Source organism: Nitrosomonas sp. ANs5, assembly GCF_050584665.1.
Taxonomy (GTDB): Bacteria; Pseudomonadota; Gammaproteobacteria; order Burkholderiales; family Nitrosomonadaceae; genus Nitrosomonas.
Window position 1 is genome coordinate 1 of the sequence record NZ_JBEUDO010000040.1, and the last position, 25,653, is coordinate 25,653.

Consider the following 25,653-nt stretch of genomic DNA (forward strand, 5'->3'; position numbering starts at 1 on the left):
GTAGTCTGGCTATGGCGGTATTCTCGATTGACTAGGACAAGTAAGGAGGAAGCAGGTTTGGAGCGCGGGTTCTATACCATTATGGCTGCGCAGTTTTTTTCATCGCTGGCGGATAATGCGCTTTTGGTCGTGGCGATTGCCTTGCTGATCGATTTACAGGCACCGGCCTATCTGACTCCCATGCTCAAATTCGTATTTGTGCTGTTTTACGTGCTGCTGGCACCACTCGTCGGCGCCTTTGCCGATTCCATGCCCAAAGGCCGGGTCATGTTTGTCAGCAACTCGATCAAAATCGTCGGTTGCATGCTGCTGTTTCTGGCCACACATCAGTTCCTGGCATTGAGCGCATACGCTATCGTCGGGCTGGGTGCAGCCTCCTACTCCCCGGCAAAATACGGCATACTCACGGAATTGCTCCCGCCCGAGAAACTGGTGATTGCCAATGGCTGGATGGAAGGATTGACTGTGGGCTCGATCGTATTGGGCACCGTCACAGGCGGATTGCTGATTACCCCTGCGGTTTCGTCTTTTTTGCTTTCCATAAATTTCCCGGGCCTGGATTTTGGAATCGATACCGCGGTGGAAGCGAGCCTGGTAGTGGTGGCATTGTTCTACGCCATGGCGGCGCTGATCAATTTATTCATTCCCAATACCGGCATCGATCACCGCATGCTCAAGAAAAATCCGCTGTTCCTGATTCACGATTTCTCACACTGCGTGAAACTCCTCTGGACTGACAAGCTCGGGCAGATTTCACTGGCGGTCACCACCCTGTTCTGGGGCGCTGGCGCCACTTTGCAATTCATTGTTCTGAAATGGGCCGAAGCGGCTTTAGGCTATGCGCTGAATGAAGCGGCGCTGCTGCAAGGTGTTGTGGCAATCGGCATCGCGCTGGGTTCGGTCCTGGCTGCCAAACTGGTTTCGCTGCGCCGTTCGGTGGAAGTCATTCCTCTGGGAATTGCCATGGGCATCGTGGTCATCTGCATGGTTGCAGTACGCGATCTATGGCTGGCCGTCATACTATTGATAGCAGTCGGCGGGCTGGCGGGATTCTTTGTTGTCCCGATGAATGCCTTATTGCAGCATCGCGGCCATATTTTGATGGGCGCCGGACACTCCATCGCCGTGCAGAATTTCAACGAAAACCTGAGCATATTGACGATGCTATCCATCTACGCACTGTTGATATGGCTCGATGTCGATATCTACATCGTCATCACTTTATTCGGACTCTTCGTTTCCACCACCATGATCTTTGTGCGCAAATGGCACCTGGACAATCAGCGCCAGCAGGATTCGCTCCATTTGATCGGAACGCGGGAGCGGCAACTATAACCCTGAAAAGCGGGTCAATCGCCTGATTTCAGATCTCTTTGTAATTGTCATGATGGCAGGCTTCCAGGCGACTCACAGTTGGCTGGAAGCCTGCAATGATTGCATGGTTGACCGGGCAAAACATAGATCTTCCCATGCCTTGGTTTTGTCAGTCAGGGTGCGCAGCAGATAGGCCGGGTGATAAGTGACAATCAGAGGGATGCCTGAGAAATCATGTAGTTGGCCGCGCAAGCTGGCAAGGCTTTCGCTGCTCGCCAGCAAATTCTGTGCGGCCACTTTGCCCAGAGCCACAATCAGCCGGGGTTGCACCAATGCAATCTGGCGCAACAAATAGGGCCGGCACTGTTCTGCTTCCAGGGGTTGCGGATTACGGTTGCCTGGCGGGCGACATTTCACGATGTTGGCGATGTAAACATCCTGGTCACGTTTGAGACCGATCGCTTGCAGCATGTTATCCAGCAGCTTGCCAGCCTGCCCCACAAATGGCTCGCCGAGCTCGTCCTCCCTGGCGCCGGGACCTTCACCGATGAACAGCCAGCTGGCAGCTTTATCACCCGTTCCGAAAACGGTTTGCTTGCGTGCCTGACTGAGCGGACAAGCAGTACAACCCGCAACCGCCTGCCTCAGTTGCGCCCAATCCATAGCAGCCACATCCATCTGCTGATTGGCATGCAAGCAATTGGCTGTATCGGTTTCGGGCAGAGCGCTGCCATCCGGTGCATGCGTCGCAACAGGTGCCTGATCGGGTATGGCACCCGTCCTGGCGCGCCATACGGGCAACAACTTCAACTCCCTGAGTCTATTCGTATCCATACCTCAAATCCCGGAACAGGCAATGGCCACCACCGTCTCGCGCACCTGCCGGCACGGCCCCAACCAATCGAACCATTCAGGATAAATCCAGCACCATGACCAACGCATCCTCACGGCCACACATCGCGGGATAATATCCCTTGCGCACCCCGACCTGCTTGAATCCCAGATTTTTATATAGGGTTGCCGCGCCGAGATTGGACTCACGCACGTCGAGCAGAACAGACTGGACCTGCTGCGCTGCGGCGTATTCAATGAAATAGCCAAGCAGATATTTGCCCCAGCCCTGCTTTTGCCAGGATGCGCCGATCCCAAGCGTCAGCACATGCGCTTCATCCGGCCCCATCATCAGAATGCCATAACCCATCACATCGTCGTTACCCGCTTGCGACAGGACCCGGCATTGATAACCCGCCTTGATGGAATCACTGAAATTGACGAGCGACCAGGGAAAAAGGAATATCTCATGCTCGATCCGGATGACCTGCTCCAGATCATCTGGATGCATCGTACGGATAATGGCCTCATGCCGAGTGTCTTTCACCGTTCGCTCTCCTTCAATGCCACTTTGTTACGCAGATAGACCGGGATGGCATTTTCCGGCGCACTGCCTTCACCGTTAATGAATCTGGCGGCGGCCAGCTGCGCCATCTCACGGGCGCGTGGATGACAATCTGGAATGATCTGCTGCAAGCGACCGGCATATACGTTTTTCAGTGCATCCGCGTGGCCATCAAAGCCACTGCCGCAGCCTACCCAGCTCTGCCCAGTCACGGCCGGCGCGGCTTCCGGCCGGCATAGCAGCGGCACATGGACCGGCAGCCAGTCCGCGCCACTTTTCTCGTAAGCCGCAAAGTAAATCTCGCCCATGCGTGCATCGAGCGCAGCCAGCACCCGCTCTGCATTCACCTGCTGTGCCATGGCCTCCAGCGTGATGATGCCAACCACCGGCAAATCATGTGCAAAAGCCAGCCCTTGCGCAACCCCACAGGCGATGCGCAAACCGGTAAACGAACCGGGACCCGCCCCATACGCGATGCCATCAAGCTGTTTGAGCGTGAGATCATGCTCGTTCAACAGTGCTGCGAGCATCGGCAACAGCAATTCGGAATGTTGCTGAACGGCCAAAACCTCCCGCTCCGAAACAGTGCCATTTTGCCACAGAGCAAGCGAGCAGTATTCGGTCGAAGTATCAAACGCGATGATATTCAAAATAAATTAACGGAAATAAATAGTGTCAAACAGTACTGCCCAATCATCCGGCCCCGGCGCACCCACCAGGACGGCTGGTCACGCCTGCCCGTCAAGGTCCGGGCGGTTCAAGCAGCCAGTTTGTAAGTGCGCGATATACCACCCCTTGCGGGGTGGGCAGGGATTGTACCAGTGACCATTGCGCAACTTCCCAATCGATCACGGTCATTGAATCCGGCAATTCGCGGCATTTGGCATTTCTTACCAGCGTCACATGCGGCTTGAATGGACGGGCATCAAAGGGTATTTCCATAGTGGAAAGCGCCTGCCGCAATGCCTGCACCAGCTCCAGCAAGGCTGCAGGAGGTTGCTGCATGCCGGCAACGACAATCCCCTCCCGCTTCCAGTATCGGATCTCATCCAGGATCATGTGAAAAGCCGGCTGTTTGACCACCGACACGGCCTGGCCCAGCTTTGGCAGCACGCTCGGCGCCACTTCACCGATAAACAATAACGTCAAATGCAAATTCTCTGGGCGAATCGCCCGCCCCTGACAACCGGCAATCAGCTGTTTGGCCAGTTGATCCAGCTGCTGGCGTGCGGCAGCAGGCGGCCAGAGTGCGAGGAAAATTTTGAGCGTGCGGCGCGCCTCAGGCATTCCTGTAACGAATCACTTCGCCTGCGTGAGCAAGCACACCACCTCGGCCACAATCCCCTCGCCGCGGCCAACATAACCGAGCTTCTCGGCAGTTTTTGCCTTGATATTGATATCGCGCTCGGACATGGCGAGATCTTGCGCGATATGCGCGATCATCAGCGGAATATGTGGGGCCATTTTGGGCGCCTGGGCAATAATGGTGGCATCGATATTGATGATACGATAATTTTCCCGAACGAGTAATTGATACACGGCGCGCACCAGTTCGCGGCTGTCAATGTTCTTGTAGCGCGCGTCGGTATCGGAAAAATGGCGGCCAATATCGCCCAGCGCCGCTGCACCCAGTAACGCATCGCACAAGGCATGCAGCAGCACGTCGGCATCGGAATGTCCCTGCAAACCCTTCTCGTAGGGAATGGTTACCCCGCCAATAATCAGATCCCGCCCGGTTACAAGCGGGTGGACATCGAAGCCCTGACCAATTCTCATTGCATTCATTCTGTCATACGTTCCCGTAAAATCAGTTCAGCCAGTGCCAGATCCTGAGGATAGGTCACCTTGAAATTATATGCATCCCCCAACACCAGCTTGGGAGACAACCCAAGTGCCTCAATTGCGCTCGCGTCGTCGGTAATATCGGCCGGCGCCTGTTCCAGGGCTGACAGCAACAATCCGGCACGAAACATCTGGGGGGTTTGTGCTTGCCACAAGCCTTCCCTGGATTCAGTGCGCGCCACCCGCGCTTGGCTGGTCGCACGTTTCAGGGTATCGGCCAGCGGTATGGCCAGCAAACCGCCTACTTCATCTTCTGCCAGTTCATCGAGCAAACGTTCAGTCAGGTTTATGCTCAGCCCCGGGCGCGCCGCATCGTGCACCAGTATCCAGTCCTCTTCAGTCGCCTGGCCTGCTGCCATGAGCGCCTTGAGCCCGTTCGTGACACTTTCCGCGCGCGTCGCCCCCCCACAGGGAAATGTCTGAATCTTGCCGGCAAACTCGCTCCAGTCATGCTGCACCCACTCGCTATCTTCCGGCGCCAGCACCACACACACCTCGGTAATGCGCGTGACCCGGCACAGGGTGCGAAGCGCATGATAAATCATCATTCTTCCCGCCAGCGGCAAATACTGTTTGGGGGCGCGCTCCCCGACACGAGAACCGGAACCAGCGGCTGGAATCAGTGCAATAAAATCAGTCATGCATAAATCCTGAATAAACCATTTTGCGCCCGTCACCCGCGAGCGAACAATGTCACATTATCGCACAGCCGGCAGGTTTTCCGATAACACGCGCTGGCTCGCTGCCATATTCGGCAGCCACCTGGGCGGCCTATGTGTGCTTCTGCTCAGGAGATATTTGCTGTCTGCCGGTTTGCTTTGCGCCCACAAACCGCTAACATAGTAAAAAACCGGGAGGTTAAATCATTTCAATCAATAAAAAAGGAAATCACCATGAAAACCGTCAGACACCTGCTGCAGGAAAAGGGTCATACTGTCGTCACGATTGGCCCCGAGGATTCGGTCTTCGATGCCATGCAAAAAATGGCAGCCAACAACATTGGCGCATTGCTGGTCATGAAAAGCGAGAAGCCGGTAGGAATACTCACTGAACGTGATTTTTCCAGAAAATCCTATTTACTGGACAAACCGGTCAAAGACACGCTGGTCAAGGAAATCATGACCCACCAGGTCGCTTATGTCGATCCCGACAATACCAATGAAGACTGCATGGCATTGGTCACCGAAATGCGCATTCGTCATCTGCCGGTTCTGGAAGAAGGCAAAATCATCGGCATGCTTTCGATTGGCGATTTGGTCAAGGATGCCATTTCACAACATAAGTTTGTCATTCAGCAGCTCGAACGCTATATTTACGATACCCGGGAAATTTAAGACAGTGCCAATCAACCGCTCAGCCTTATCGATGCGAACACTGGCCATCGTCAACGTATCGGGTGATTGAAACGGACTTTGGGAGCATGCCGCATCCCGAAGACGTCTGCATTAACCAGGATGCGTAAAAGCGCGCAGCCTCGCAGCATTGAGAAGCATCAGTTCTATCAAAGCGTCTAGGAGGCTGTCCGAGAATAGCGATCGTAGCGAGGGCGAGGCTGGTTGAGTTGGATTTTTCGATCATTTGAGGCGAATAGTCGTTCTATTTAACGATAAGGATCGTAAAATCCGGCCAATCAGGCTCGTCCGCAGTAGATCAGTCTATTCTTGGACAGCCTCCTAGACACACAGGGTCAGGCGGCTGGAAGAAGCTACTCTCCTCTGCCTCAGGACTGATGAAATAATGGACATATAACGAACAAAGGCATCTCCACTTCGATCATGCTTATCAAGCTAAAACAGGGTCTTGATTTGCCCATCCACGGCAAACCGGAACAGTATGTGGATGAAGCCGCCGCAGTGCGTCATGTAGCGGTACTGGGGGTGGATCATATCGACCTCAAGCCAACCATGAGAGTGGCAGAAGGTGACACGGTCAAGCTTGGCCAGCCTTTGTTCGAGCACAAGAAACTGCCGGACGTGGTTTTCACTGCACCAGGCGCTGGCAAAATTGTAGCCATTAACCGGGGAGCGAGACGCATCCTATTGTCGGTGGTGATCGAGTTGAATGCGTCGGAAGAATCGGAAACTTTCGACCAGTATGCGCCAGACAAACTCGCCAGCCTGACAAGAGAACAAGTCAAAGCGAATCTCTTGGCGTCCGGTTTATGGCCAACGTTACGCACACGGCCCTACAGCAAGATACCCGACCCATCCACCCAGCCAGTTGCAATTTTCGTCACGGCCATGGACAGCAATCCATTGGCCGCCGATCCCGCCCCCCTCATCACTGCCGAAGCGTCATCCTTCAAGCATGGCCTGAATGTACTCACGCATTTGACCGATGGACCATTATGGCTCTGCTTATCCCCGCAAGCGGAGTTGCCCCTGCCCGAAAACCTGCCACAGCTACGTCAAGCTCGCTTTCAGGGCCCCCACCCTGCCGGTTTGCCAGGCACACACATTCACTTTCTGCAACCAGTCAGCCTGCATAAAACTGTTTGGTATCTGGATTATCAGGATGTGATCGCGATCGGCAAGCTGTTCGTCACCGGCCGTCTCTGGACTGAACGCATCATCGCACTGGGCGGGCCAGAAGTAAAAAGACCGCGTTTGTTGCGCACCCGGCTGGGCGCGTCGATCGAGGAATTGCTGGCCGGGGAATCCATCGACACTACTGAAAACCGCATCATTTCTGGTTCTGTCTGGTCTGGACGCCATGCGGTAGACGAATTGGCCTTTCTGGGACCCTATCATCGACAAATTACGGTGGTCAAAGAAAAAGCCGAACGGGAATTTCTCGGCTGGTTGAGACCCGGAGGAAACAAGTACTCCCAGCTGAATGTACTGCTTTCCAGTTTTGCCCACAAAAGCGGTCGATTTGAATTTACCGCCAGCCAGCAAGGCAGTCCACGCGCGATGATTCCCATTAACAGCTTTGAAGAAGTCATGCCGCTCGATATATTGCCCACGCATCTTTTACGCGCGCTGCTCGTGATGGATACCGACATGGCGCAGAAGCTGGGTTGCCTTGAACTGGACGAAGAGGATCTCGCACTCTGCTCGTTTGTATGTGTCGGCAAGCATGATTACGGAACAGTGTTACGCGAAAATTTAAGACTCATCGAGAAAGAAGGATAATCATTGCCATGCGCCGCTTGCTTGACAATATGAAACCACATTTCGATCAGGGCGGGCGATTCGAGAAATATCATGCCCTGTACGAAATGGTGGATACTTTTTTGTACACGCCCAACGACTCGACACGCTCCGCCCCCCATGTGCGGGACGCCATCGATCTCAAGCGGCTCATGAGCTATGTGGTGGTGGCATTGATTCCCTGCATCATCTGGAGCTGGTATAACACCGGTTACCAGGCCAACTTGGTGCTGCAGGAACTCGGCCTGGTCAATCATGGCTGGCGCAGCAGCCTGCTTCGGGCTTTCAACCTTGGCTTCGACCCCGGCAATATACTGGCTTGCACCCTGCATGGCCTGCTGTTTTTTCTGCCGATCTATCTGACAACACTGGTGGTGGGCGGCTGCTGGGAAGTCCTGTTTGCGCTTATACGCAAGCATGAAGTCAATGAGGGCTTCCTGGTCACTTCGATGCTATTCGCCCTGACTTTGCCGCCGAACATGCCGTTATGGATGGTCGCGTTAGGCATCAGTTTCGGGGTAGTGATCGGCAAGGAAATTTTTGGCGGCACGGGCAAGAATTTTCTCAATCCCGCGCTGGTTGGGCGCGCCTTTCTCTTTTTTGCCTACCCGGCCGAGATCTCGGGTGATCTAGTATGGGTTGCAATCGACGGTTACACCAGCTCCACGCTGCTCATGGGGCTGGACGGCTACTCCGGCGCGACCCCCTTGGGACTGGGCGCACTCGGTGGCCTGGAAGCCGTAACGACTGCAGGCTATAGCTGGTGGCAAGCCTTCATCGGACTCATCCCCGGTTCACTGGGTGAAACCTCTACGCTCGCCTGCCTGCTGGGCGCGGTTTTTCTGATTTATACCAAGGTTGCATCCTGGCGTATTATTTTCGGGGTTTTTTTCGGCATGGCGATCACCAGTGCATTATTCAATTTGCTGGAAAGTGATAACCCGATGATGACCATGCCCTGGCATTGGCATCTGGTGCTAGGGGGATTTGCGTTTGGCATGGTGTTCATGGCGACCGATCCGGTGTCCGCCGCCATGACCAACGCCGGGCGCTGGGTGTTCGGCTTGCTGATCGGATTCATGACGGTTCTGATTCGAGTGATGAATCCAGCCTTTCCGGAAGGCATCATGCTGGCGATCCTGTTTGCCAACGTCTTCGCGCCCCTGATCGATTATGTCGTTATCCAGCTCAATATCCGCAGGAGGATGCGCCGACATGGCTGAAACAAATCAGACCCCTGTCCCCCATAGCGGCCGCCGGACACTCGGCGTCGCGGTCGCTGTGTGCCTGGTTTGCTCGCTGATTGTAGCCAGCGCTGCCGTCATGCTCAAACCCATCCAGCTAGCCAATCGGATCCAGGCGCGCCAGCAAGTGCTGGTCGAACTTGCCGGGTTGACTGACCGCGGATTATCCGTCGAACAAGCCTATCGGCAGTTTGACGTGCGTATGGTCGAGCTTGCCAGCGGCGAATACCATGACGATCAGGATGCGGAACAGTTCGAGATAACGAGAGCCGGCAAGGATGCCGCCCAATCGATATCGCTAGCTCCGGAACAGGATCTGGCGCAAATCCGGCGCAAGCCCAAATATTTGCCGGTCTATCAAGTCTTCGATCAGGCAGGCAAACTGGAAACACTGGTTCTGCCAATATACGGCTACGGTTTGTGGTCCACCCTCTACGGCTTTATCGCCCTGGAGGGCGACCTGCGCACAGTCAGAGGCATCCAGTTCTATCAGCATGCCGAAACACCAGGATTGGGCGGAGAAGTTGACAATTCGCGCTGGCTGGACCTCTGGCCAGGCAAGGTGGTTTTTGATGACGATTGGCAACCGCGCATCGAGCTCGTCAAAGGGGCAGTGAGCACGGACACACCCGACAATCAACATAAAGTTGATGGCTTATCCGGTGCAACCATGACGACCCGTGGCATCAATAACTTGCTCAAATTCTGGTTCGGACAGGAGGGTTTCCGCCCTTTTCTGCTTCGTCTACGTGAAGAAAGGAGTTGATTATCATGACACCATCCACCCGCAAAATTCTGTTTGCGCCCCTGGTTGACAACAATCCCATTATTCTGCAGGTGCTGGGTATCTGTTCAGCCCTGGCAGTCACGACCAAATTATCGACGGCGCTGACCATGTGCATTGCGCTGACGCTGGTGGTCGCCTGTTCCAGCACACTGATCAGTCTGATCCGTCATTATATTCCCACCAATATCCGCATCATCGTGCAAATGACGATCATTGCTTCACTGGTAATTGTGGTCGATCAGTTTCTACGGGCATTCGCTTATGAGATCAGCCGCGAATTGTCGGTATTCGTTGGCCTGATCATTACCAATTGCATCGTCATGGGGCGCGCGGAAGCGTTTGCCATGAAGAATCCCCCCTGGCCCAGCTTTCTCGATGGACTGGGTAACGGTCTCGGATTTAGCGTGATTCTGCTGATGGTCGGCACAATGCGCGAATTATTCGGCTCGGGCTCACTGTTCGGATTTTCGATACTGCCGCTCGCCCGGGATGGCGGCTGGTATGAGCCCAATGGACTGATGTTATTACCGCCCAGCGCTTTTTTTCTAATCGGATTGATTATCTGGGGAGTACGTTCCTGGAAAACCAGCCAGGTCGAGCAACCAGAGTTTCGCATTCAGCCAGCCCATAACCCTACTGAAGCCACAAGATGAACAGCCTTGCCAGTTTATTTATCACTGCAGTTTTTGTTGAGAATCTTGCCCTGGCCTTCTTTCTGGGCATGTGTACGTTTCTGGCCATTTCCAAAAAAATCGAGACGGCATTTGGATTGGGCATCGCCGTGATCGTTGTCCAGACGCTGACCGTTCCGATCAATAATCTGGTTTTCCAGTATTTGCTGCGCGATGGCGCACTGACCTGGATGGCACTACCGGAAATCGATCTGAGTTTCCTCGGATTTGTCAGCTATATCGGCGTGATTGCAGCCATGGTACAGATACTTGAAATGTTCTTGGACCGCTTTGTGCCAGCGCTCTACCACGCCCTTGGCATTTATCTGCCATTAATTACCGTCAATTGCGCCATTCTGGGTGGCTCATTGTTCATGGTCGAGCGTGACTACAATCTGGCCGAAAGCATCACCTATGGTCTGGGTTCCGGTGTGGGCTGGGCATTGGCGATTACGGCGCTGGCAGGTATACGCGAAAAACTCAAATATTCGGATATACCGGATGGCCTGCAAGGATTGGGCATCACCTTCATCAGCACGGGCTTGATGGCAATGGGTTTCATGGCTTTTTCCGGCGTCCGGTTTTAGCGGCTTGTGGATAAACGGATCTTCTCCTCAGAGCGCGAGCAAGCGCACGCGTCACCATGCGCGCCTCTCCTCGCTGGCGCTTGCCCCGGCCTGACCAACAAGCCTGTGCCTATCCACGCATTTCGTTATTTTCAACGACTCTGATTGAGGCCACGCATGCTGGAAATTTCACTCGGCGTTTTCTTTTTTACTTCGATCATTATTGCCCTGGTATTCCTTATCCTCGGCGCACGTGCCAAGTTGATCGCCCAGGGGCAGGTCAAAATCAATGTCAATGATAAACGCACCATCGAAGCGCCAACCGGGAGCAAATTACTGGGCACGCTTGCCAACGCTGATATTTTTGTGAGTTCGCCATGCGGTGGCAGCGGCACTTGCGGCCAATGCCGGGTCCAGGTCTTTGAAGGGGGAGGCGCAATACTGCCAACCGAAACTTCGCATATCAACAAACGCGACGCGCGCGCCGGCTATCGCCTGTCCTGCCAAGTCTCTGTCAAGCAAGACATGAAAATAGCGGTCCCTGATGCCGTGTTTGGCGCCAAGAAAATAACTTGCAAGGTCCGCTCCAATCTTAATGTTGCCACTTTTATCAAGGAACTGGTACTGGAACTTCCCGAGGAAGAGCAACTCGATTTCCGGGCCGGCGGCTATATCCAGATTGAATGCCCGCCCAATAAAAGTCCATTCAAGACATTCGATATCGAAGACCGTTTCCGTGCGGACTGGGACCGCTATGATCTTTGGCGTTATGTATCGGAGGCAGATGAACCGGTGATACGCGCCTATTCGATGGCCAATTACCCTGAAGAACGCGGCATCATCATGCTCAATATACGTATCTCCACGCCCCCGCCCAAACAGCAGAACGCTCCACCCGGCCTGGCTTCTTCCTATATTTTTTCACTCCAGCCGGGCGATGCGGTCACGATCATGGGACCATTCGGAGATTTCTTCGCCCGTGACACCGACAATGAGATGATTTTCATTGGCGGCGGTGCGGGCATGGCACCGCTGCGCTCACATATTTTCGATCAGCTATGCCGCCTCAAATCCAAGCGTAAAATTTCTTTCTGGTACGGTGCGCGCTCCAAAAATGAAATGTTCTATGTCGAGGATTTTGATAATCTGGCCAAGGAACATGATAATTTTGAATGGCATGTTGCCTTGTCCGATGCGCTGCCTGAAGACAATTGGCAAGGTTATACCGGTTTCATACACCAAGTGTTATACGACAATTATCTGAAAAATCACCCTGCACCGGAAGATTGCGAATACTATTTATGTGGCCCACCCATGATGAGCCAGGCTGTTATCAAGATGCTGCTCGACCTGGGAGTTGAACAAGAAAATATTCTGTTCGATGATTTTGGAGGATGATGACACAATGAAAACTGCACGGCACGGATTCCTTCGCCCAATTCTCATCGGCATGGTGGCGTTGCTGGTGATCGCTCTGCTGGCACGCGCATTCCTGTCGCCATCCCCCACCCTATCGCAACTGCATGGCTACACCATGGGGACGCAATACAGCATCAAATACCGTCATCCTGAAGCGTTATTCAGCCCCGAACAAGCACAAAAACAGATTGATTCGATACTCGACACCATCAACCGAACGATGTCCACCTATGATCAAGAATCAGAACTGTCGCGCCTGAACCAGGCAACCTCAACCGACTGGATACCCATTTCCGATGCATTGTTTACAGTGCTTCAGGCGGCACTGACCATCGGCGAACAAAGTGCGGGCCGGTTCGATATTACAGTGGGACCACTGGTTAATCTCTGGGGATTCGGGCCCGAGTTCCAGCCCGAGGAAATCCCCGCCGCAGACGCGATTGCCGCCATCCGCCAACGAACCGGCCAAGCCATGCTTGAGCTGGATCAAGAAATACCGGCCGTGCGCAAGGCACATCCCGATATCTATATTGATTTATCCGCCATCGCCAAGGGATATGCAGTTGATCAAATAGCGGCCCTGTTCGACTCACAGGGCATCGATCATTATCTGGTTGATATCGGGGGAGAAATCCACACCCGCGGCACCAATGCACAGAACAATTCCTGGCAGGTCGGCATTGAAAAGCCTCTCCAACATGGCCGCTCGCTGCATCGTGTGCTGCCCCTGAAAAATACGGCACTCGCCACTTCGGGGGATTATCGTAATTTCTTCGAACTGGATGGCCGCCGCTACAGCCATCTCATCGACCCCACCACAGGCTGGCCAGTCGAGAATGGCGCAACCTCGGTAACGGTATTGGCGGAAAGCAGTATGCTTGCGGACGCCTGGGCGACTGCCCTGCTGGTGAGCGGGCATGAGCGCGGTCTGCGCATCGCCGAACAACAGGGCTTGGCCGTACTCTATCTTGTCAACCAGAATGGCACACTCAAGGAATATACCAGCAGTCATTTTCCTGATACCCATCACTCCCGTTTCAGCCAGATATTTTTAGCCACATTTCTTGTGATGGGACTTGCGTTGATCGCCATGGCAATAGGCGTACTCAATGGGCGCCAGCCCATTGCCGGCAGTTGTGGCGGACTCGGCCGGCTTGGGCTCGGTTGCGATGCCGGTTGCAGCCGCCCCTGCGCCAGCCGTCACACCGGCACGCAACGGGCTGCCAAGCTAGACAATAAATTCTGAGCATCGACCGCTCCGTCAGTCTCCAGCATTGACCGGCCCTCGTCTAGTACTCCGTTCCGCCAAAACGCTTACATGAAATCGCGCCTTCGCCTGTCATGCGTTGTTGCAAATCCTCGCCATAGCTACGGTGCGGTTTGCGCCTAGCCTGGCAGGCGAATCCATCGATTTCATTTGTAAGCTAATTGACGGTACGGAGTATACTAGTCGCCCGGGCAGTCTTCAGCAGGCGTATGCAGCCGAGAGTAATCCCTTGCCAGTTTTATGATGCGCTATGGTGCGCAAACCCTCCCCGCACCAGATAGTTGTTGCCGCCGAACACTGAAATCAACCCATCGCAGACCGGGCGTATTGCGACGCCATAGGCTATGCGCAGTCGATATGGGCCAGATGCCGAGCGACCGACCAGCGCGCACCGAACCAACCCAGGCCGCCGGAGAACGCGAGCAGCATCAGGTTATGCTGCCAGGAAAAATGGCTGAGCGCCCATGTCGTGGCATATAGTCTGGCCAACTCGAACAGGGATTCATTCAGTTTAAAAATAACCAAGGCCAGTATCGACCAGGCCAGTACCGCGCCAGCCAGTCCCTGGATGGCGCCAAAATAGAGAAACGGACGCCGAATATAGCTGTCGGTTGCGCCTATCAGCCTGGACAATTCGATCTCGTCTCGCCGTGTCAGGATTTGCAAGCGTATCGTATTGAAAATCACTATGATCAAGGCAGCGCCGAACAAACCGGCCAGCATCAATACGATCACCCTGCCAAGATCAAGGATTGCATCCAGCTTTCTGGCCCAATCGGTATCCACCAGCACTTGTGCAATACCCGGCCAGGCTGATATGGCTTCCCGCATGCGTTCAATTTCATCAGCCGCCATATGGCCCAGATTGACCACGAAAGCATCCGGTAACGGATTCTTGCCGAGGTTGCGCATGGCCTCAGCCAGACCGCTTTCCTGTTGAAGCTGCTGCAAGGCAATTTCTTTGGAAATGAACTGAAAGCTTTCGAAAGCTGGAATCTGCTCCAGGCGCGCATTGATTAGCTCAATATCCGTCTGCCTCGCATTGGTGTCAAGAAAAACACTCAACTGTAGAGATTCGGTGGCATGCCCCGAAACTGTCTGGAGATTCTCCAGTAACAAAAAGATCCCTGCCGGCAGGCTGAGCACGACGCCAAACACACCCACACTCAACAGACTGGTGACAGGCGAGATCACCAGCTGCCTGAGTGCGCGCAGCAGCGCATGCCAGTGCTGGGATAACCATATACTCATGCGGCCAGCTTTCCTTGTTTAAGCTCGAAGACACGAGAGCGGACTGCATCGAGCAACATCATATCGTGGGTAGCGATCAGCACTGTCACGCCCACTTGGTGAAACGACTCGAAAACGGCCATGATCTCCCGTGCATAGCCGGCATCGAGGCTCGCTGTCGGCTCATCTGCGATCAAGATGGTGGGACGGTGAACGACAGCACGGGCGATGCACAATCGCTGCTTCTCACCGCCGGACAAGGTAATCGGATTCACCTTCTCCTTATCCAGCAATCCGACCTTGTCCAGTGCCGCGCGTACCCGTGCGGCAGCGGTTCTGCTGTCAGCCCCCATCACCTGCAACGGCAACATGACGTTGGCAAATACATTGCGATCCAGCAGAATCCGCTGTTCCTGGAAAATCAATCCCAGATTCCGGCGCAAGTAGGGAATCGCACTGCGTTTGAGTGCGCTGATATTCTGTTGACCCACAAAAATGTTGCCGGAAGTTGGCCGCTCTATGGCAGCGACCATTTTCAGAAGCGTGCTTTTGCCCGCGCCCGAATGGCCGGTAAAAAAAACCAGTTCACCGCGCTCGACAGAAAACGTAATGTCGGTGAGCGCTTCGTAGCCGCCTACGTAGCGCTTATTCACATGTTGGAAATCGATCATGCCAGAGGAATACCCAGTAGACGCTCAATCAAATAACGCTTCGGCAAATTCTTTGGCATCGAACGGCCTCAAATCATCCAGTCCCTCACCCACCCCGACAAAGCGCAAAGCAGGCGGATGGTCAGCGTATTGTGCGGCAATAGCTGCAATGACACCGCCCTTCGCAGTCCCGTCCAGTTTGGTCAACACCAGACCCGTTACCCCCAGCGCCTCGTCGAATGCCTTGAGCTGGCTTACAGCATTCTGACCGGTATTGGCATCCAGCACCAGCAACACTTCATGGGGAGCGCCGGGAATGGCCTTGGTGATCACACGCTTGATCTTTTTAATTTCCTCCATCAAATGGAGCTGTGTCGTCAAGCGACCGGCAGTATCGGCCAGCACGATATCGATATGCCGTGCCCTGGCAGCAGTAATCGCATCAAAAATCACAGCAGCCGGGTCGCTTTTCTTGCCATCCTCATTCTCCTGCGCAATCACCGTAATATTGTTGCGCTCACCCCATATTTTCAATTGCTCCTGTGCCGCAGCCCGATAGGTATCGCCGGCAGCCAGCAAGACAGATTGTCCTTGTGCCTGAAAATAATGGGCAAGCTTGCCGATTGTGGTCGTTTTACCCACACCGTTCACGCCCGTGATCATAATCACGAAAGGCTGCTTTTCTGTGGTCTCCAGCGGTCGCACCAAGGGTTGAAGCAACTCGACCAGGGCGTCTTGCAGGGCTGTCTTGAGCTGTTCGGAATCACTCAATGCATCGCGCTTGACGCGCTTGCGCAGCGACTCCAGCAAACGATGGGTGGCTGTAATCCCGGTATCTGCTGTCAATAACGCGGTCTCGAGTTCTTCATACAACGCCTCATCGATCTTGCGGCCACGGAACAATCCGGACAGCTGCTTGCCGAGATTCTGCCGGGTGCGAGCCAGCCCTTGCCTGATTTTACTGGCAAAGCTGACCGGTTCGGTGGTTTGTTCGTTCTGATCATTCTGATCGTTTTTATCGTTCTTATCTTTTTTGGATTTAAAAATACTAAACATTCTGGTAGGCTGTTCTTGTTTCAGAGAGATAAATATAATATCACTTAACGGTTAGTAGATTTAGTCTCTTGCTTCAGTGAAAAGCCATTTTGCCAAATATATGAAAACTGATTTCCGTTTTGCTCATTACGCTCTGATCCTGTTCGGTCTTGCACTGGCGGGCTCCCATTCCGCGCTAGCAAATCCGCATGAATATTCGCTCGATAACGGTCTCAAACTGATCGTCAAAGAAGATCATCGCTCACCGGTGGTCATTCACCAAATCTGGTACAAAGTGGGCAGCATGGATGAAACCAACGGTACAACCGGCGTGGCTCACGCCCTCGAGCATATGATGTTCAAGGGCACAGCCGAGGTTCCTCCAGGAGAGTTTTCCCGGCGGATTGCCGCAGTCGGGGGGAGAGAAAATGCGTTTACCAGCCGCGATTACACGGCCTACTACCAGCAGCTGCATCAGCGTCATCTGCCGATGGCCATGGCACTTGAATCTGATCGCATGAGCAATTTGCTACTCACCGAAGAAGAATTCAGCAAGGAAATTCAGGTTGTAATGGAGGAAAGAAGACTGCGGACTGACGATCAGCCGCGTTCCCTGCTCTATGAAAAAATGATCGCCACCGCATTCCAGACCCATCCTTACCGGCGACCGGTGATCGGCTGGATGAATGATCTGGAGCATATGCAAGTCAGCGACAACCAGGAATGGTACGACCGCTGGTATACCCCCAACAATGCGGTCCTGGTCGTAGTTGGCGATGTTGATCCGGAAAACGTGCTCGCATTGACAAAACAGCATTATGGCAAAGCCAATGCCCGCCCGTTACCCGGCATCGCCGAACGCAAGCCCCAGACGGAACCTCCCCAGGTTGGCACCAAGCGCCTGCAGGTCAAGGCACCCGCAAAACTGCCCTATCTATTGATGGGATACAAAGTACCGACTCTGCGCGACCCACAAAACGAGTGGGAACCTTATGCGCTGGAAATCCTGGCCGGCGTGTTGGATGGCCACGCTTCCGCGCGACTCAATAAATCGCTGGTACGCGAAGCCCGCATTGCCCTTTCGGTGGGCGCCGGCTACAGCGCTATTGCCCGTGGCCCCGGCATGTTTTATTTTGATGGCACACCAAGTGAAGACAAAACCATTGATGAACTCGAGCAATCCATACGGGCTGAAATCAGCCAGATTGTCGAATCCGGCATCACGGAGGCGGAACTCGCGCGGGTCAAGGCGCAAGTTGTGGCAGCTCACGTTTACCAGCTTGACTCGATGTTCTCACAGGCCATGCAAATTGGCAGACTGGAAAGCGCGGGCCTTACCCATCGAGATGCGGATACTATTTTAAAGGGACTGCAGGCAGTTCAAGCTGAGCAAGTCAAAGAAGTCGCCCGGAAATATCTGATCGATGACTTTCTAACGGTTGCCACCCTGGATCCGCAGCCACTGACTGCGGCAGCACCCACCCAGCCAGGCACAACCCAACTCCGACATTAACAACACCAATACGGCCATTGTCTTATCCGGTTTAGCCGCTCTCCTGCCCGCACCAGTGCCCCCTCACGATCTCATTGCTGCACCGATGTGCGCTTCAGAAGACATCGAGTATGAAACCGCAACGCTGGCTGCATGGCAGGCATACATGGGCAGACGCAGGCCCGAGGCGCCTAACCATGGTTTTGTCGGGCAGTCCGGATTAGTGAAGCGCTCCTCCAGCTGTTCGAAATCCAGGAGAGCCCGGCATACTGGCATGCTCTCATCATGGCCAAGCCAACCCACTGGACAAATGTACACAAAAAACCCCATCGGGACTGCTTGCATCACCATCGATACGCCCCCTATTTCTTTGCTGCGGCAAACAGCATAATGTACCGCCCGACTTGCGCCATTATCGATCTCGCCGCCTTACGGCATAATCTTTCCGTCATCCGCGAGCATGTTCGCCACGCGCGCGTCATCGCCGTCATCAAAGCCGATGCTTATGGACATGGCCTGCTCCGCTGTGCACAGGCACTGAGTGATGTCGATGCATTTGCCGTGCTGGAGCTGGAAGCGGCCATACAATTGCGGGAAGCCGGCTTCCCGCAGCCCATTCTACTGCTGGAGGGGTTCTTCTCGATAGCGGAGCTCAAGGTACTGGCTCGATATCATCTGAGCACCGTCATTCATCATCAAGAGCAGTTAGCCATGCTGCTCTCATGCAAGGAAATTGAGAAACTCGACATTTTTCTCAAAATCAATTCCGGCATGAATCGACTCGGTTTCAGACCCGAGCAAGGTCGCACCGTACTGGATGCGCTCAGGCAGCAGGCCTTTGTCAGCAGCATTACGCTGATGACGCATTTCGCCTGTGCAGATAACCCACAGGAAAGGCATGATGTCGATCAGCAATTGAGTCGCTTTGCTGCCCTTCAGCTACCAGGAACCGAGCGCCTGCCCCAAACGCTAGCCAATTCTGCCGCCATCTTGCGTTACCCCCAGACTCATGCAGACTGGGTTCGTCCAGGCCTGCTGCTTTACGGGGCGTCCCCGCTGATCGAAAAAACAGGCGACGAACTCGGCTTGCGGCCGGTCATGACATTAACCAGCCAAATCATCGCCATCCAACACCTCAATCCACAAGACAGATTGGGTTATGGCGGACAGTTTGTGGCAGATCGCCCCATGCGGATTGGAATTGTTGCTGCAGGCTATGCGGATGGTTACCCCCGCCATGCACCCACAGGCACACCCGTACTGGTTGATGGCCAGCGTACCCGGCTAATTGGGCGAGTTTCGATGGATATGTTGAGCGTCGATTTGAGTGGTATCGAGCACGCGAAGATTGGCAGCCCGGTCACGTTGTGGGGGCAGGGATTACCTGTTGAGCACGTTGCTGAAAGCGCAGCCACCATCAGCTATGAACTGCTCGCTGCGCTTTCCCCGCGGGTAAGAACGGTCACCCGTCCCTAATCATCGGGCGCATGGATCCAGTCCAAGGATGCGCCCGATGATTGCATCCAGTTGCTTATTATTGCACTTTGGCTTTTTTACGCAACGACTCGACCAGCTCGGCGAAGTTACGCTGCAGTACACGCTGCTGCATATTCTGCTTGACCTCTTCAAAAGTGGGTGGCACGGCAGCCCGCACATCATCCAGTTGTATGATATGCCAACCAAATGTTGTCTGCACCGGCTGACTGGTCAGCTCCCCTTTCTTCAGATTCCTCAATGCATCGGCAAACGGCTTGACATATACCGCAGACGGACTCCAACCCAACTCCCCGCCATTGTCCCTGCTGCCGCTGTCGATGGAACGTTCGCTTGCCAGTTTTTCGAATGAGCCACCTTTTTTGAGCATGGCAACGAGGTCTTTAGCTTCTTTCTCCGTTTCTACGAGGATATGACGTGCTTTATATTCCTTGTCACCCATCTGCGACTTGACCGCTTCATATTCTTTACGCAACTCGGCGTCACTGATGGTATTGTTCCGGATGTAATCAGCCTGGAATGCTCTAATCAGAACTGCTTGACGCGCAAGCTCGATCTGGGTTACGACCTCCGGGTCACGATCCAGTCCCTTCTTTACCGCTTCCTGCGCAAGAATTTCTTCTGCAATCAGATTTTCTCGCAGCGCATTTCTCATCTCATTCGTATCCGGCTGTCCTTGCGCGACTGCGGCCTTGACCATGAGATCGAGGCGTGCCTGGGGAATGGCCACGCCATTGACTTTAGCAACCGTACCGGCACTCTGAGCATACAAGGGAGACACAACGGCCAGGCTCAGGACAGCGAAGGGCACGCAAAACATAAATTTGATTAGACGCATAAAATTACCTTTGGATTTATAGTCAGGTTAATAAATTGGCTTGATAAGCGTATGCCTTAACAAAGCACGGATGAATCCTTTTTTGTGAACAACGGGACACGAGTCACCCATGCCAACCTAGGAGGCTGTCCGAGAATAGACTGATCTACTGCGGACGAGCCTGATTGACCGGATTTTACGATCCTTTTCGTTAAATAGAACAACTATTCGCCTCAAATGATCGAAAAATCCAACTCAACCAGCCTCGCCCTCGCTACGATCGCTATTCTCGGACAGCCTCCTAGCCTGGATTCCTTCGCCCATAATTGATACGACAGGCATTCGCAAGATTGGAGAGCTTGAGCCAGCTTGAGTTCCTAAACAATTACTGGACACTTGAAATTATTCCGGCAAGACTTTCTTGAATGGCTTCACGCTGATTTTTGCATACACACCGGACGATTTGTAAGGATCCGCATCAGCCCAGTTTTGCGCTTCCTCGAGAGAAGCAAACTCAGCCACGATCAAGCTGCCGGAAAAACCCGCCGGCCCAGGATCAGCACTATCGATAGCCGGACAAGGCCCCGCCAAATAAAGTCGCCCTTCTTCCTGCAAGGCTTGCAAGCGTGACAGATGCGCGGGCCGATTCGCCATGCGCTGTGCCAGACTGTTGGGAGCATCCTCCCCGTAAATCAAATAGAGCATGTATCTTTCTCTTTTGTCAATGTAAATACCCCGATAGTTCTTTGAAATCGCTCATCCGGCTCGTCTTGACCATTTTCCCTTCAAGGTTCGGAAACAAGCTACTTTCATATTCTGCTTCAGAAGCAGGTTCGAGATCGAGCATATTGCCCAGGACAATCATTCTGGTTATACCACACTCGTGCAGGATAGCCTGAATTTCCGAGATGACGAGCATGCCGGCAGATTCATCGTTAACCAAGGACCAGATAATGCCATGAAGAACTTCTCCAGTCTTGGTATAAATCAAGCTGATGCGGTATTCATGGTGCTGTTCTCCTAGAACAGGCGCTATCACCGCGGTTAATGAATCCATGACGATATCGTTGGCCATTAAATAATCGAGACAAGCATAAACCGAGAATGGACGAATCAGATGAGCAGCGGTGCGTGCGCCAGCAAAAAAGGCATCGGGCATCACCGAGCGTACCGCACAGCCTGGAAAAAACTCTTGCAGAAGCTTGTCGACCTCGGTTTGCCAGCCCCCTATTTCCGGTTCGTCAGCCTGGGATTTATCCGCCAACCGCGCATGGCCGCGCATGGTTTGCCAACGAAAAATAGCCCCGCCCCGAGGCGTAGCCGCCGCACCCACAACAAACCTGATGCCTGATAAGGTATCGGTCTTGCCAGGCATCGACGCTTCCAGATGCATAACGGATTGACCAGCAACTGCCGCTGGCCGCGATTGATGCGCCAGATCATACAAAAAATGGTAATGACCCTGTATCTGCTGCGGACACAGCATATAGTTGGCCAGGGTTATCCTGACCCCCTTGGCGAATACCAGCGTTGCCAGCAGTGCTTGCAGATTGGCTATGATGGCATCGGGGATCTCTCCATAGGGAATGGCATCCTGTCTATGCGACCAGGCCAGGACCGGCATGACAAACAGCAATACATCGTATTCCTGATCCGGTGCCATCCATTTAGTGCACTCGACTGACGCCTCAATGGTATAGAGTATTTCAGCATAGACTTCCGGTTCCAGATCCTGCAGCCGATCGAGTGCCAACTGTAGCGTTTGATCATCTCCAGCGGCCAATAGCGACTGGACAACATCATCCAGTCGCTTCTCCCAGAAAGCATCCTCGATTCGGCTGCTGGATCGAGCCAGCCCTCTGGCTACCCTGACAAGCTCACGCAAGGCGGATGCGCCTGGATATTTCACTTTCTGAGACGATCTTCTCATGTGCAATAAGGCGTTAATTTATGCCAATATAGGCGGCAATCGCGATGTCAGCGTCTGACGTTCGCTGGTTGCCGTCCCCAGCAGGGCAAAACCCAGCAAATTGCCCGCCGCATCCTGAAACAAGGCCTTAACCCCATCCAGGCTGGCTTCGATCTGCCACTCGCCTTTCGCGTGCGGGTCGGGGGGTGAAACCACGGTTGGACAGCCGGGCGTTTTTACCAATACCGGCATTGCCGGATAGTGAAGACGGGTTGGTGTGCCGGCCAATGTCGCAGCCAGCGCTCGGCCAGCATGCGTGATGGGCATGATGAACGGCAACACTTTACCGTCCACTTCCGCACAATCCCCCAGCGCATGGATATTCTGGATACTGGTTTGCAAATACCTGTCCACTTGAATGCCCCGATTCACACTTATTCCCGCAGCCTCGGCCAGACTGATTCGAGACCTTAGACCAATTGCCGAAAGCACCACATCCGCCTGGACAAACTGATCATCTTGGTAGAATAACCGATAACCGCCATCTGCTTTCTCTATCTTGTGGACAGTTGTCCCGAGCAGAAAATTGACACCAGCCGAAGCCAATTTTTCTTGCAAGAATCGGCCGGCTTCTTCAGGAAGCAAACGACCGAGCGGTTGCGGACTTAGATCGAACACACTCACTTGATAGCCCTTGGCAGCAAGATCATTGGCGAATTCACAACCAATCAGCCCGGCGCCAAGGATTGCTATATGCTGTTTACCCTCTATGCACTCACGGAAATGTCGATAATCATCCAGGTCATTGACGGACAATATCTCATCTGCTCCCTCTCCCGGAATCGCCAACCGAACTGGATCAGCCCCGAGTGCCAATACCAGCCGGCCGTAACCCAGGCGCTCGCCATTCTCAAGCAGTACACTCTCGCCAGCTGTATCTATCGCATCAACGCGGGTGTATGGCCGGATCACGATATTCAATTGATCGGCCATCTTGCCAGCCTCTGCATTCAGAATCGAGTCAGGTGTTTTGCCTGTTGCCAAGGCATTGGATAACATAGGCTTGGAATAAAATCCACCATGATCCGCAGACAAAAGTGTCACCTGAGTGTCAGTATCCAGTCTCCGCAATTCCCGTGCGACGGCATAACCTGCCAGCCCACTGCCAACGATCACGACAGGCTGTTGACGCATTTTACATCCCCCATTGTATTGCTTTCATTAATCGACAAATTCTCTCCCCTTTTGATGTCCCGTAGTTTAAATAGCCGCAGCCAGCCCCGAATCCACTACCAGAACCAGGGCAACAGCTGTTCATTATAATGGCATCTCAGGCAATTTTGCTCACGGCAATGCAACCTTTGCCGCCAGTGAGCTGGCACACTTGATATTATGAAATGTGTCATCATATGCGATCATGTTGTGAACGATTACCGTTTAACATTTTTGAATGCTCGTCAACCAATCTTGAAGGAACACGGCAATGAAACGAATTCTTCTATTTGTTGCAACCAACCTTGCAATATTAGTGGTATTAAGCATCACCCTGCGTTTGCTTGGGGTGGATCGGATCTTAGATGCCGAAGGCAGCGCCCTGAATTTTAATGCCCTGCTGGTATTCTCGGCAGTCATCGGCTTTGGCGGCTCTCTTATTTCGCTGGCTATGTCCAAGTGGAGTGCAAAACACATGACGGGCGCCATGGTCATTGAGATCCCTTCGAATGCAACCGAAGGCTGGCTGGTCGATACCGTTCGCCGGCAGGCCAGAGCAGCGGGAATAGGTATGCCAGAGGTGGCTATTTATGACTCGCCCGACATCAACGCCTTTGCAACAGGAATGAACAAAAACAATGCGCTGGTGGCGGTAAGTAGCGGCTTGTTGCAGAAAATGAGCCAGGACGAGGCTGAAGCGGTCTTGGCTCATGAAGTCAGTCATATCGCGAATGGCGACATGATCACCCTGGCACTCATTCAGGGGGTCGTCAACACTTTTGTCATTTTCCTGTCGCGCGTGATCGGTCACTTGGTCGACCGTGTCGTCTTCAAAACGGAAGAAGGCCATGGACCGGCCTATTTCATCACCAGCCTGATCGCCCAGCTGGTGCTTGGCATACTGGCGACCACTATCGTCATGTGGTTCAGCCGCCAGCGTGAATTCCGTGCCGATGCCGGCAGCGCTCAACTTTCGGGACGCACCAAGATGATTGCGGCATTGCAGCGCTTGCAACAGGAATACGAGCCCTCCCATTTGCCAGAAAAAATTGCGGCTTTTGGAATTTCCGGGCAACGCAGCCAATTGGGACGTTTATTCATGTCACATCCGCCACTTGAAGAGCGAATCGAAGCGTTACGCGCCGCCGGTTGATACCGGCTGACTCTGCCGGACTCAGCACACACTATCATCCGTTGAGTCTGGCCAAGGTCAGGCAACAAAACCGTTTCAACCTGGAATTTTCAGCTGCCTCATGGCAAGGCACGGCCTTGCTGCAAGATTATTTCATCCGAGGATTCCAGGTTCAATCGTCCAGCAAAAACTCTTCATCAAAATCATTAAACTCTTCAAAATCTTCATCCGCTAGCGGCCTACCATCACGCACTAGGCTCTCGCGTCGCTGCAGAAAGGAATCGCGAACAAACTCGTATTTATCCAGCGCCGCTTCTTCCAGCGTTTTATCGAGATCAAGCATTTGCGCACGCCGGTCGATCATCTCGCCGGTCGTGGCCGGCGCACGCACCGTCCATAAATCGAAATTGGTATAAATCGCCCGTGCAGGATGAAAAATGCTACTGTCCACACCGATGCCTATCGCATCTCTCACAGTGCTCGGGCCCAATACCGGCAGGACCAGATAGGGGCCGCTACCGATTCCATAGTGACCCAATGTCTGACCAAAATCCTCGTTGCGCTTGCTGATATCGATATCGCTCACACGGCTGATATGGCTCGCCAGGTCAACCGCCCCCAGCATACCGAAAGTCGTATTGATCAGCACGCGCGTCGAACTTGCTGCCGCATCCGCAAACTTCAGTTGTAACAGCGAATTGGCGGTGATGACCACATCATCCAGATTGGCAAAAAAATTCCCGACGATCATCTCGATCGGGTCTGGCGTCACGGCGCGATAGCCCCTTGCTACCGGCTCCAGCACAACCTCATCCAGCTTCTCGTTAAATGCGAATATGGCACGGTTCATGGATTCCAAAGGATCACGCCGATCGTTCACGGAAGCACAACCCGACAACGCGCAACCCGTCAATAATAGCGCCACAAGTTTCTGAGGATAGGTAGACATTTTCGTTATTGTTGAGATTGATTGTTCATATTGCCATAGCGATACTCGTGCAACAAGTTGCCGGGCTAAAAAACA

26 protein-coding genes are annotated in these 25,653 nt (G+C 53.6%); 12 read left to right on the forward strand and 14 right to left on the reverse strand.

Translation table 11 applies throughout. The features are described 5' to 3' along the window. The first annotated feature begins 57 nt into the window (after nt 1–57). Nucleotides 58–1,335 (forward strand): lysophospholipid transporter LplT, encoded by a 1,278-nt coding sequence (gene lplT / locus ABTW62_RS10050; protein ID WP_430904465.1) that lies wholly within the window; start codon nt 58–60, stop codon nt 1,333–1,335. A gap of 72 nt (nt 1,336–1,407) precedes the next feature. On the opposite strand, the gene ABTW62_RS10055 is transcribed toward lplT, so the two are convergent. The 6 genes from ABTW62_RS10055 to ispD form a co-directional block, all read right to left on the reverse strand. After that, nucleotides 1,408–2,148, reverse strand: coding sequence for a uracil-DNA glycosylase (locus tag ABTW62_RS10055; protein WP_430904441.1), 741 nt, complete (start codon nt 2,146–2,148; stop codon nt 1,408–1,410). Nucleotides 2,149–2,224: 76 nt separating this feature from the next. Continuing rightward, nucleotides 2,225–2,692 carry a ribosomal protein S18-alanine N-acetyltransferase gene (gene rimI / locus ABTW62_RS10060; protein ID WP_430904442.1) on the reverse strand — a complete coding sequence of 156 codons (468 nt, stop codon included), beginning with the start codon at nt 2,690–2,692 and terminating at the stop codon, nt 2,225–2,227. After that, entirely contained in the window at nt 2,689–3,360 is a 672-nt protein-coding gene (gene tsaB / locus ABTW62_RS10065; protein ID WP_430904443.1) for a tRNA (adenosine(37)-N6)-threonylcarbamoyltransferase complex dimerization subunit type 1 TsaB, read from the reverse strand. The genes rimI and tsaB overlap by 4 nt, the downstream gene beginning before the upstream one ends. A gap of 91 nt (nt 3,361–3,451) precedes the next feature. Beyond that, on the reverse strand, nt 3,452–3,997 hold the full coding sequence (gene thpR / locus ABTW62_RS10070; protein ID WP_430904444.1) for an RNA 2',3'-cyclic phosphodiesterase: 546 nt from the start codon (nt 3,995–3,997) through the stop codon (nt 3,452–3,454). Nucleotides 3,998–4,009: 12 nt separating this feature from the next. Then, on the reverse strand, nt 4,010–4,495 hold the full coding sequence (gene ispF, locus ABTW62_RS10075; protein WP_430904445.1) for a 2-C-methyl-D-erythritol 2,4-cyclodiphosphate synthase: 486 nt from the start codon (nt 4,493–4,495) through the stop codon (nt 4,010–4,012). After that, on the reverse strand, nt 4,492–5,193 hold the full coding sequence (gene ispD / locus ABTW62_RS10080) for a 2-C-methyl-D-erythritol 4-phosphate cytidylyltransferase (RefSeq protein WP_430904446.1): 702 nt from the start codon (nt 5,191–5,193) through the stop codon (nt 4,492–4,494). The genes ispF and ispD overlap by 4 nt, the downstream gene beginning before the upstream one ends. A gap of 252 nt (nt 5,194–5,445) precedes the next feature. Here ispD and ABTW62_RS10085 point away from each other — a divergent pair, with 252 nt between their 5' ends. The 8 genes from ABTW62_RS10085 to ABTW62_RS10120 all read left to right on the forward strand — a co-directional run bounded on the left by ABTW62_RS10085 (nt 5,446) and on the right by ABTW62_RS10120 (nt 13,637). After that, nucleotides 5,446–5,886, forward strand: a complete 441-nt coding sequence (locus ABTW62_RS10085) for a CBS domain-containing protein (RefSeq protein ID WP_430904447.1) — start codon at nt 5,446–5,448, stop codon at nt 5,884–5,886. Nucleotides 5,887–6,327: 441 nt separating this feature from the next. Then, nucleotides 6,328–7,686: a Na(+)-translocating NADH-quinone reductase subunit A gene (locus ABTW62_RS10090; protein ID WP_430904448.1), complete on the forward strand. Its 1,359-nt coding sequence runs from the start codon at nt 6,328–6,330 to the stop codon at nt 7,684–7,686. An 8-nt stretch (nt 7,687–7,694) separates the two neighbouring features. Next, a complete protein-coding gene (locus tag ABTW62_RS10095) occupies nt 7,695–8,927 on the forward strand; it encodes an NADH:ubiquinone reductase (Na(+)-transporting) subunit B (RefSeq protein WP_430904449.1) in 1,233 nt (410 codons plus the stop codon). Next, nucleotides 8,920–9,714, forward strand: coding sequence for a Na(+)-translocating NADH-quinone reductase subunit C (locus ABTW62_RS10100; RefSeq protein ID WP_430904450.1), 795 nt, complete (start codon nt 8,920–8,922; stop codon nt 9,712–9,714). The genes ABTW62_RS10095 and ABTW62_RS10100 overlap by 8 nt, the downstream gene beginning before the upstream one ends. A 5-nt stretch (nt 9,715–9,719) precedes the next feature. Then, nucleotides 9,720–10,388, forward strand: coding sequence for an NADH:ubiquinone reductase (Na(+)-transporting) subunit D (locus ABTW62_RS10105; RefSeq protein WP_430904451.1), 669 nt, complete (start codon nt 9,720–9,722; stop codon nt 10,386–10,388). Next, entirely contained in the window at nt 10,385–10,993 is a 609-nt protein-coding gene (nqrE, locus tag ABTW62_RS10110; RefSeq protein ID WP_430904452.1) for an NADH:ubiquinone reductase (Na(+)-transporting) subunit E, read from the forward strand. Before ABTW62_RS10105 ends, nqrE begins: the two co-directional genes overlap by 4 nt. A gap of 156 nt (nt 10,994–11,149) precedes the next feature. After that, complete coding sequence (gene nqrF / locus ABTW62_RS10115; RefSeq protein ID WP_430904453.1) at nt 11,150–12,370, forward strand: NADH:ubiquinone reductase (Na(+)-transporting) subunit F; 1,221 nt, start codon at nt 11,150–11,152, stop codon at nt 12,368–12,370. 7 nt (nt 12,371–12,377) lie between these two features. After that, nucleotides 12,378–13,637 carry an FAD:protein FMN transferase gene (locus ABTW62_RS10120; protein WP_430904454.1) on the forward strand — a complete coding sequence of 420 codons (1,260 nt, stop codon included), beginning with the start codon at nt 12,378–12,380 and terminating at the stop codon, nt 13,635–13,637. A 363-nt stretch (nt 13,638–14,000) separates the two neighbouring features. Here ABTW62_RS10120 and ftsX read toward each other — a convergent pair whose 3' ends face one another. The 3 genes from ftsX to ftsY are packed head-to-tail and all read right to left on the reverse strand — an operon-like array spanning nt 14,001 to nt 16,594. Further along, a complete protein-coding gene (gene ftsX, locus ABTW62_RS10125) occupies nt 14,001–14,909 on the reverse strand; it encodes a permease-like cell division protein FtsX (RefSeq protein WP_430904455.1) in 909 nt (302 codons plus the stop codon). Next, nucleotides 14,906–15,559 carry a cell division ATP-binding protein FtsE gene (locus tag ABTW62_RS10130; protein ID WP_430904456.1) on the reverse strand — a complete coding sequence of 218 codons (654 nt, stop codon included), beginning with the start codon at nt 15,557–15,559 and terminating at the stop codon, nt 14,906–14,908. Before ABTW62_RS10130 ends, ftsX begins: the two co-directional genes overlap by 4 nt. Nucleotides 15,560–15,583: 24 nt before the next feature. Beyond that, nucleotides 15,584–16,594: a signal recognition particle-docking protein FtsY gene (gene ftsY, locus ABTW62_RS10135; RefSeq protein WP_430904457.1), complete on the reverse strand. Its 1,011-nt coding sequence runs from the start codon at nt 16,592–16,594 to the stop codon at nt 15,584–15,586. Nucleotides 16,595–16,694: 100 nt separating this feature from the next. On the opposite strand from ftsY, the gene ABTW62_RS10140 reads away from it, so the two are divergent. After that, the gene (locus ABTW62_RS10140) at nt 16,695–18,086 is read left to right on the forward strand and encodes a M16 family metallopeptidase (RefSeq protein WP_430904458.1); all 1,392 of its coding nucleotides are present in this window, start codon (nt 16,695–16,697) and stop codon (nt 18,084–18,086) included. A 369-nt stretch (nt 18,087–18,455) separates the two neighbouring features. Beyond that, nucleotides 18,456–19,541 carry an alanine racemase gene (alr, locus tag ABTW62_RS10145; RefSeq protein ID WP_430904466.1) on the forward strand — a complete coding sequence of 362 codons (1,086 nt, stop codon included), beginning with the start codon at nt 18,456–18,458 and terminating at the stop codon, nt 19,539–19,541. Nucleotides 19,542–19,599: 58 nt separating this feature from the next. Here alr and ABTW62_RS10150 read toward each other — a convergent pair whose 3' ends face one another. The 4 genes from ABTW62_RS10150 to ABTW62_RS10165 all read right to left on the reverse strand — a co-directional run bounded on the left by ABTW62_RS10150 (nt 19,600) and on the right by ABTW62_RS10165 (nt 23,479). Continuing rightward, nucleotides 19,600–20,397: a peptidyl-prolyl cis-trans isomerase gene (locus ABTW62_RS10150; RefSeq protein WP_430904459.1), complete on the reverse strand. Its 798-nt coding sequence runs from the start codon at nt 20,395–20,397 to the stop codon at nt 19,600–19,602. A gap of 381 nt (nt 20,398–20,778) precedes the next feature. Then, complete coding sequence (locus ABTW62_RS10155; RefSeq protein ID WP_430904460.1) at nt 20,779–21,081, reverse strand: YciI family protein; 303 nt, start codon at nt 21,079–21,081, stop codon at nt 20,779–20,781. 16 nt (nt 21,082–21,097) lie between these two features. Next, complete coding sequence (locus ABTW62_RS10160; RefSeq protein WP_430904461.1) at nt 21,098–22,306, reverse strand: DUF2863 family protein; 1,209 nt, start codon at nt 22,304–22,306, stop codon at nt 21,098–21,100. 18 nt (nt 22,307–22,324) lie between these two features. Beyond that, nucleotides 22,325–23,479 carry an NAD(P)/FAD-dependent oxidoreductase gene (locus ABTW62_RS10165; RefSeq protein WP_430904462.1) on the reverse strand — a complete coding sequence of 385 codons (1,155 nt, stop codon included), beginning with the start codon at nt 23,477–23,479 and terminating at the stop codon, nt 22,325–22,327. 289 nt (nt 23,480–23,768) lie between these two features. Between ABTW62_RS10165 and htpX the strand changes: the two genes are divergently transcribed. Beyond that, nucleotides 23,769–24,650, forward strand: coding sequence for a protease HtpX (gene htpX / locus ABTW62_RS10170; protein ID WP_430904463.1), 882 nt, complete (start codon nt 23,769–23,771; stop codon nt 24,648–24,650). A gap of 151 nt (nt 24,651–24,801) precedes the next feature. On the opposite strand, the gene ABTW62_RS10175 is transcribed toward htpX, so the two are convergent. Beyond that, nucleotides 24,802–25,578 carry an MlaA family lipoprotein gene (locus ABTW62_RS10175; protein WP_430904464.1) on the reverse strand — a complete coding sequence of 259 codons (777 nt, stop codon included), beginning with the start codon at nt 25,576–25,578 and terminating at the stop codon, nt 24,802–24,804. Nucleotides 25,579–25,653: the final 75 nt, after the last annotated feature.

Excerpts from the sequence above, each read along its gene's own strand:
- ABTW62_RS10055 (WP_430904441.1), bottom strand. The coding sequence starts at position 2,148 with ATGGATACGAATAGACTCAGGGAGTTGAAGTTGTTGCCCGTATGGCGC.
- thpR (WP_430904444.1), bottom strand. The coding sequence starts at position 3,997 with ATGCCTGAGGCGCGCCGCACGCTCAAAATTTTCCTCGCACTCTGGCCG.
- ispF (WP_430904445.1), bottom strand. The coding sequence starts at position 4,495 with ATGAATGCAATGAGAATTGGTCAGGGCTTCGATGTCCACCCGCTTGTA.
- ispD (WP_430904446.1), bottom strand. The coding sequence starts at position 5,193 with ATGACTGATTTTATTGCACTGATTCCAGCCGCTGGTTCCGGTTCTCGT.
- ABTW62_RS10085 (WP_430904447.1), top strand. The coding sequence starts at position 5,446 with ATGAAAACCGTCAGACACCTGCTGCAGGAAAAGGGTCATACTGTCGTC.
- ABTW62_RS10090 (WP_430904448.1), top strand. The coding sequence starts at position 6,328 with ATGCTTATCAAGCTAAAACAGGGTCTTGATTTGCCCATCCACGGCAAA.
- ABTW62_RS10095 (WP_430904449.1), top strand. The coding sequence starts at position 7,695 with ATGCGCCGCTTGCTTGACAATATGAAACCACATTTCGATCAGGGCGGG.
- ABTW62_RS10100 (WP_430904450.1), top strand. The coding sequence starts at position 8,920 with ATGGCTGAAACAAATCAGACCCCTGTCCCCCATAGCGGCCGCCGGACA.
- ABTW62_RS10105 (WP_430904451.1), top strand. The coding sequence starts at position 9,720 with ATGACACCATCCACCCGCAAAATTCTGTTTGCGCCCCTGGTTGACAAC.
- nqrE (WP_430904452.1), top strand. The coding sequence starts at position 10,385 with ATGAACAGCCTTGCCAGTTTATTTATCACTGCAGTTTTTGTTGAGAAT.
- nqrF (WP_430904453.1), top strand. The coding sequence starts at position 11,150 with ATGCTGGAAATTTCACTCGGCGTTTTCTTTTTTACTTCGATCATTATT.
- ABTW62_RS10120 (WP_430904454.1), top strand. The coding sequence starts at position 12,378 with ATGAAAACTGCACGGCACGGATTCCTTCGCCCAATTCTCATCGGCATG.
- ftsX (WP_430904455.1), bottom strand. The coding sequence starts at position 14,909 with ATGAGTATATGGTTATCCCAGCACTGGCATGCGCTGCTGCGCGCACTC.
- ABTW62_RS10130 (WP_430904456.1), bottom strand. The coding sequence starts at position 15,559 with ATGATCGATTTCCAACATGTGAATAAGCGCTACGTAGGCGGCTACGAA.
- ftsY (WP_430904457.1), bottom strand. The coding sequence starts at position 16,594 with ATGTTTAGTATTTTTAAATCCAAAAAAGATAAGAACGATAAAAACGAT.
- ABTW62_RS10140 (WP_430904458.1), top strand. The coding sequence starts at position 16,695 with ATGAAAACTGATTTCCGTTTTGCTCATTACGCTCTGATCCTGTTCGGT.
- alr (WP_430904466.1), top strand. The coding sequence starts at position 18,456 with ATGTACCGCCCGACTTGCGCCATTATCGATCTCGCCGCCTTACGGCAT.
- ABTW62_RS10150 (WP_430904459.1), bottom strand. The coding sequence starts at position 20,397 with ATGCGTCTAATCAAATTTATGTTTTGCGTGCCCTTCGCTGTCCTGAGC.
- ABTW62_RS10155 (WP_430904460.1), bottom strand. The coding sequence starts at position 21,081 with ATGCTCTATTTGATTTACGGGGAGGATGCTCCCAACAGTCTGGCACAG.
- ABTW62_RS10160 (WP_430904461.1), bottom strand. The coding sequence starts at position 22,306 with ATGAGAAGATCGTCTCAGAAAGTGAAATATCCAGGCGCATCCGCCTTG.
- ABTW62_RS10165 (WP_430904462.1), bottom strand. The coding sequence starts at position 23,479 with ATGCGTCAACAGCCTGTCGTGATCGTTGGCAGTGGGCTGGCAGGTTAT.
- htpX (WP_430904463.1), top strand. The coding sequence starts at position 23,769 with ATGAAACGAATTCTTCTATTTGTTGCAACCAACCTTGCAATATTAGTG.
- ABTW62_RS10175 (WP_430904464.1), bottom strand. The coding sequence starts at position 25,578 with ATGTCTACCTATCCTCAGAAACTTGTGGCGCTATTATTGACGGGTTGC.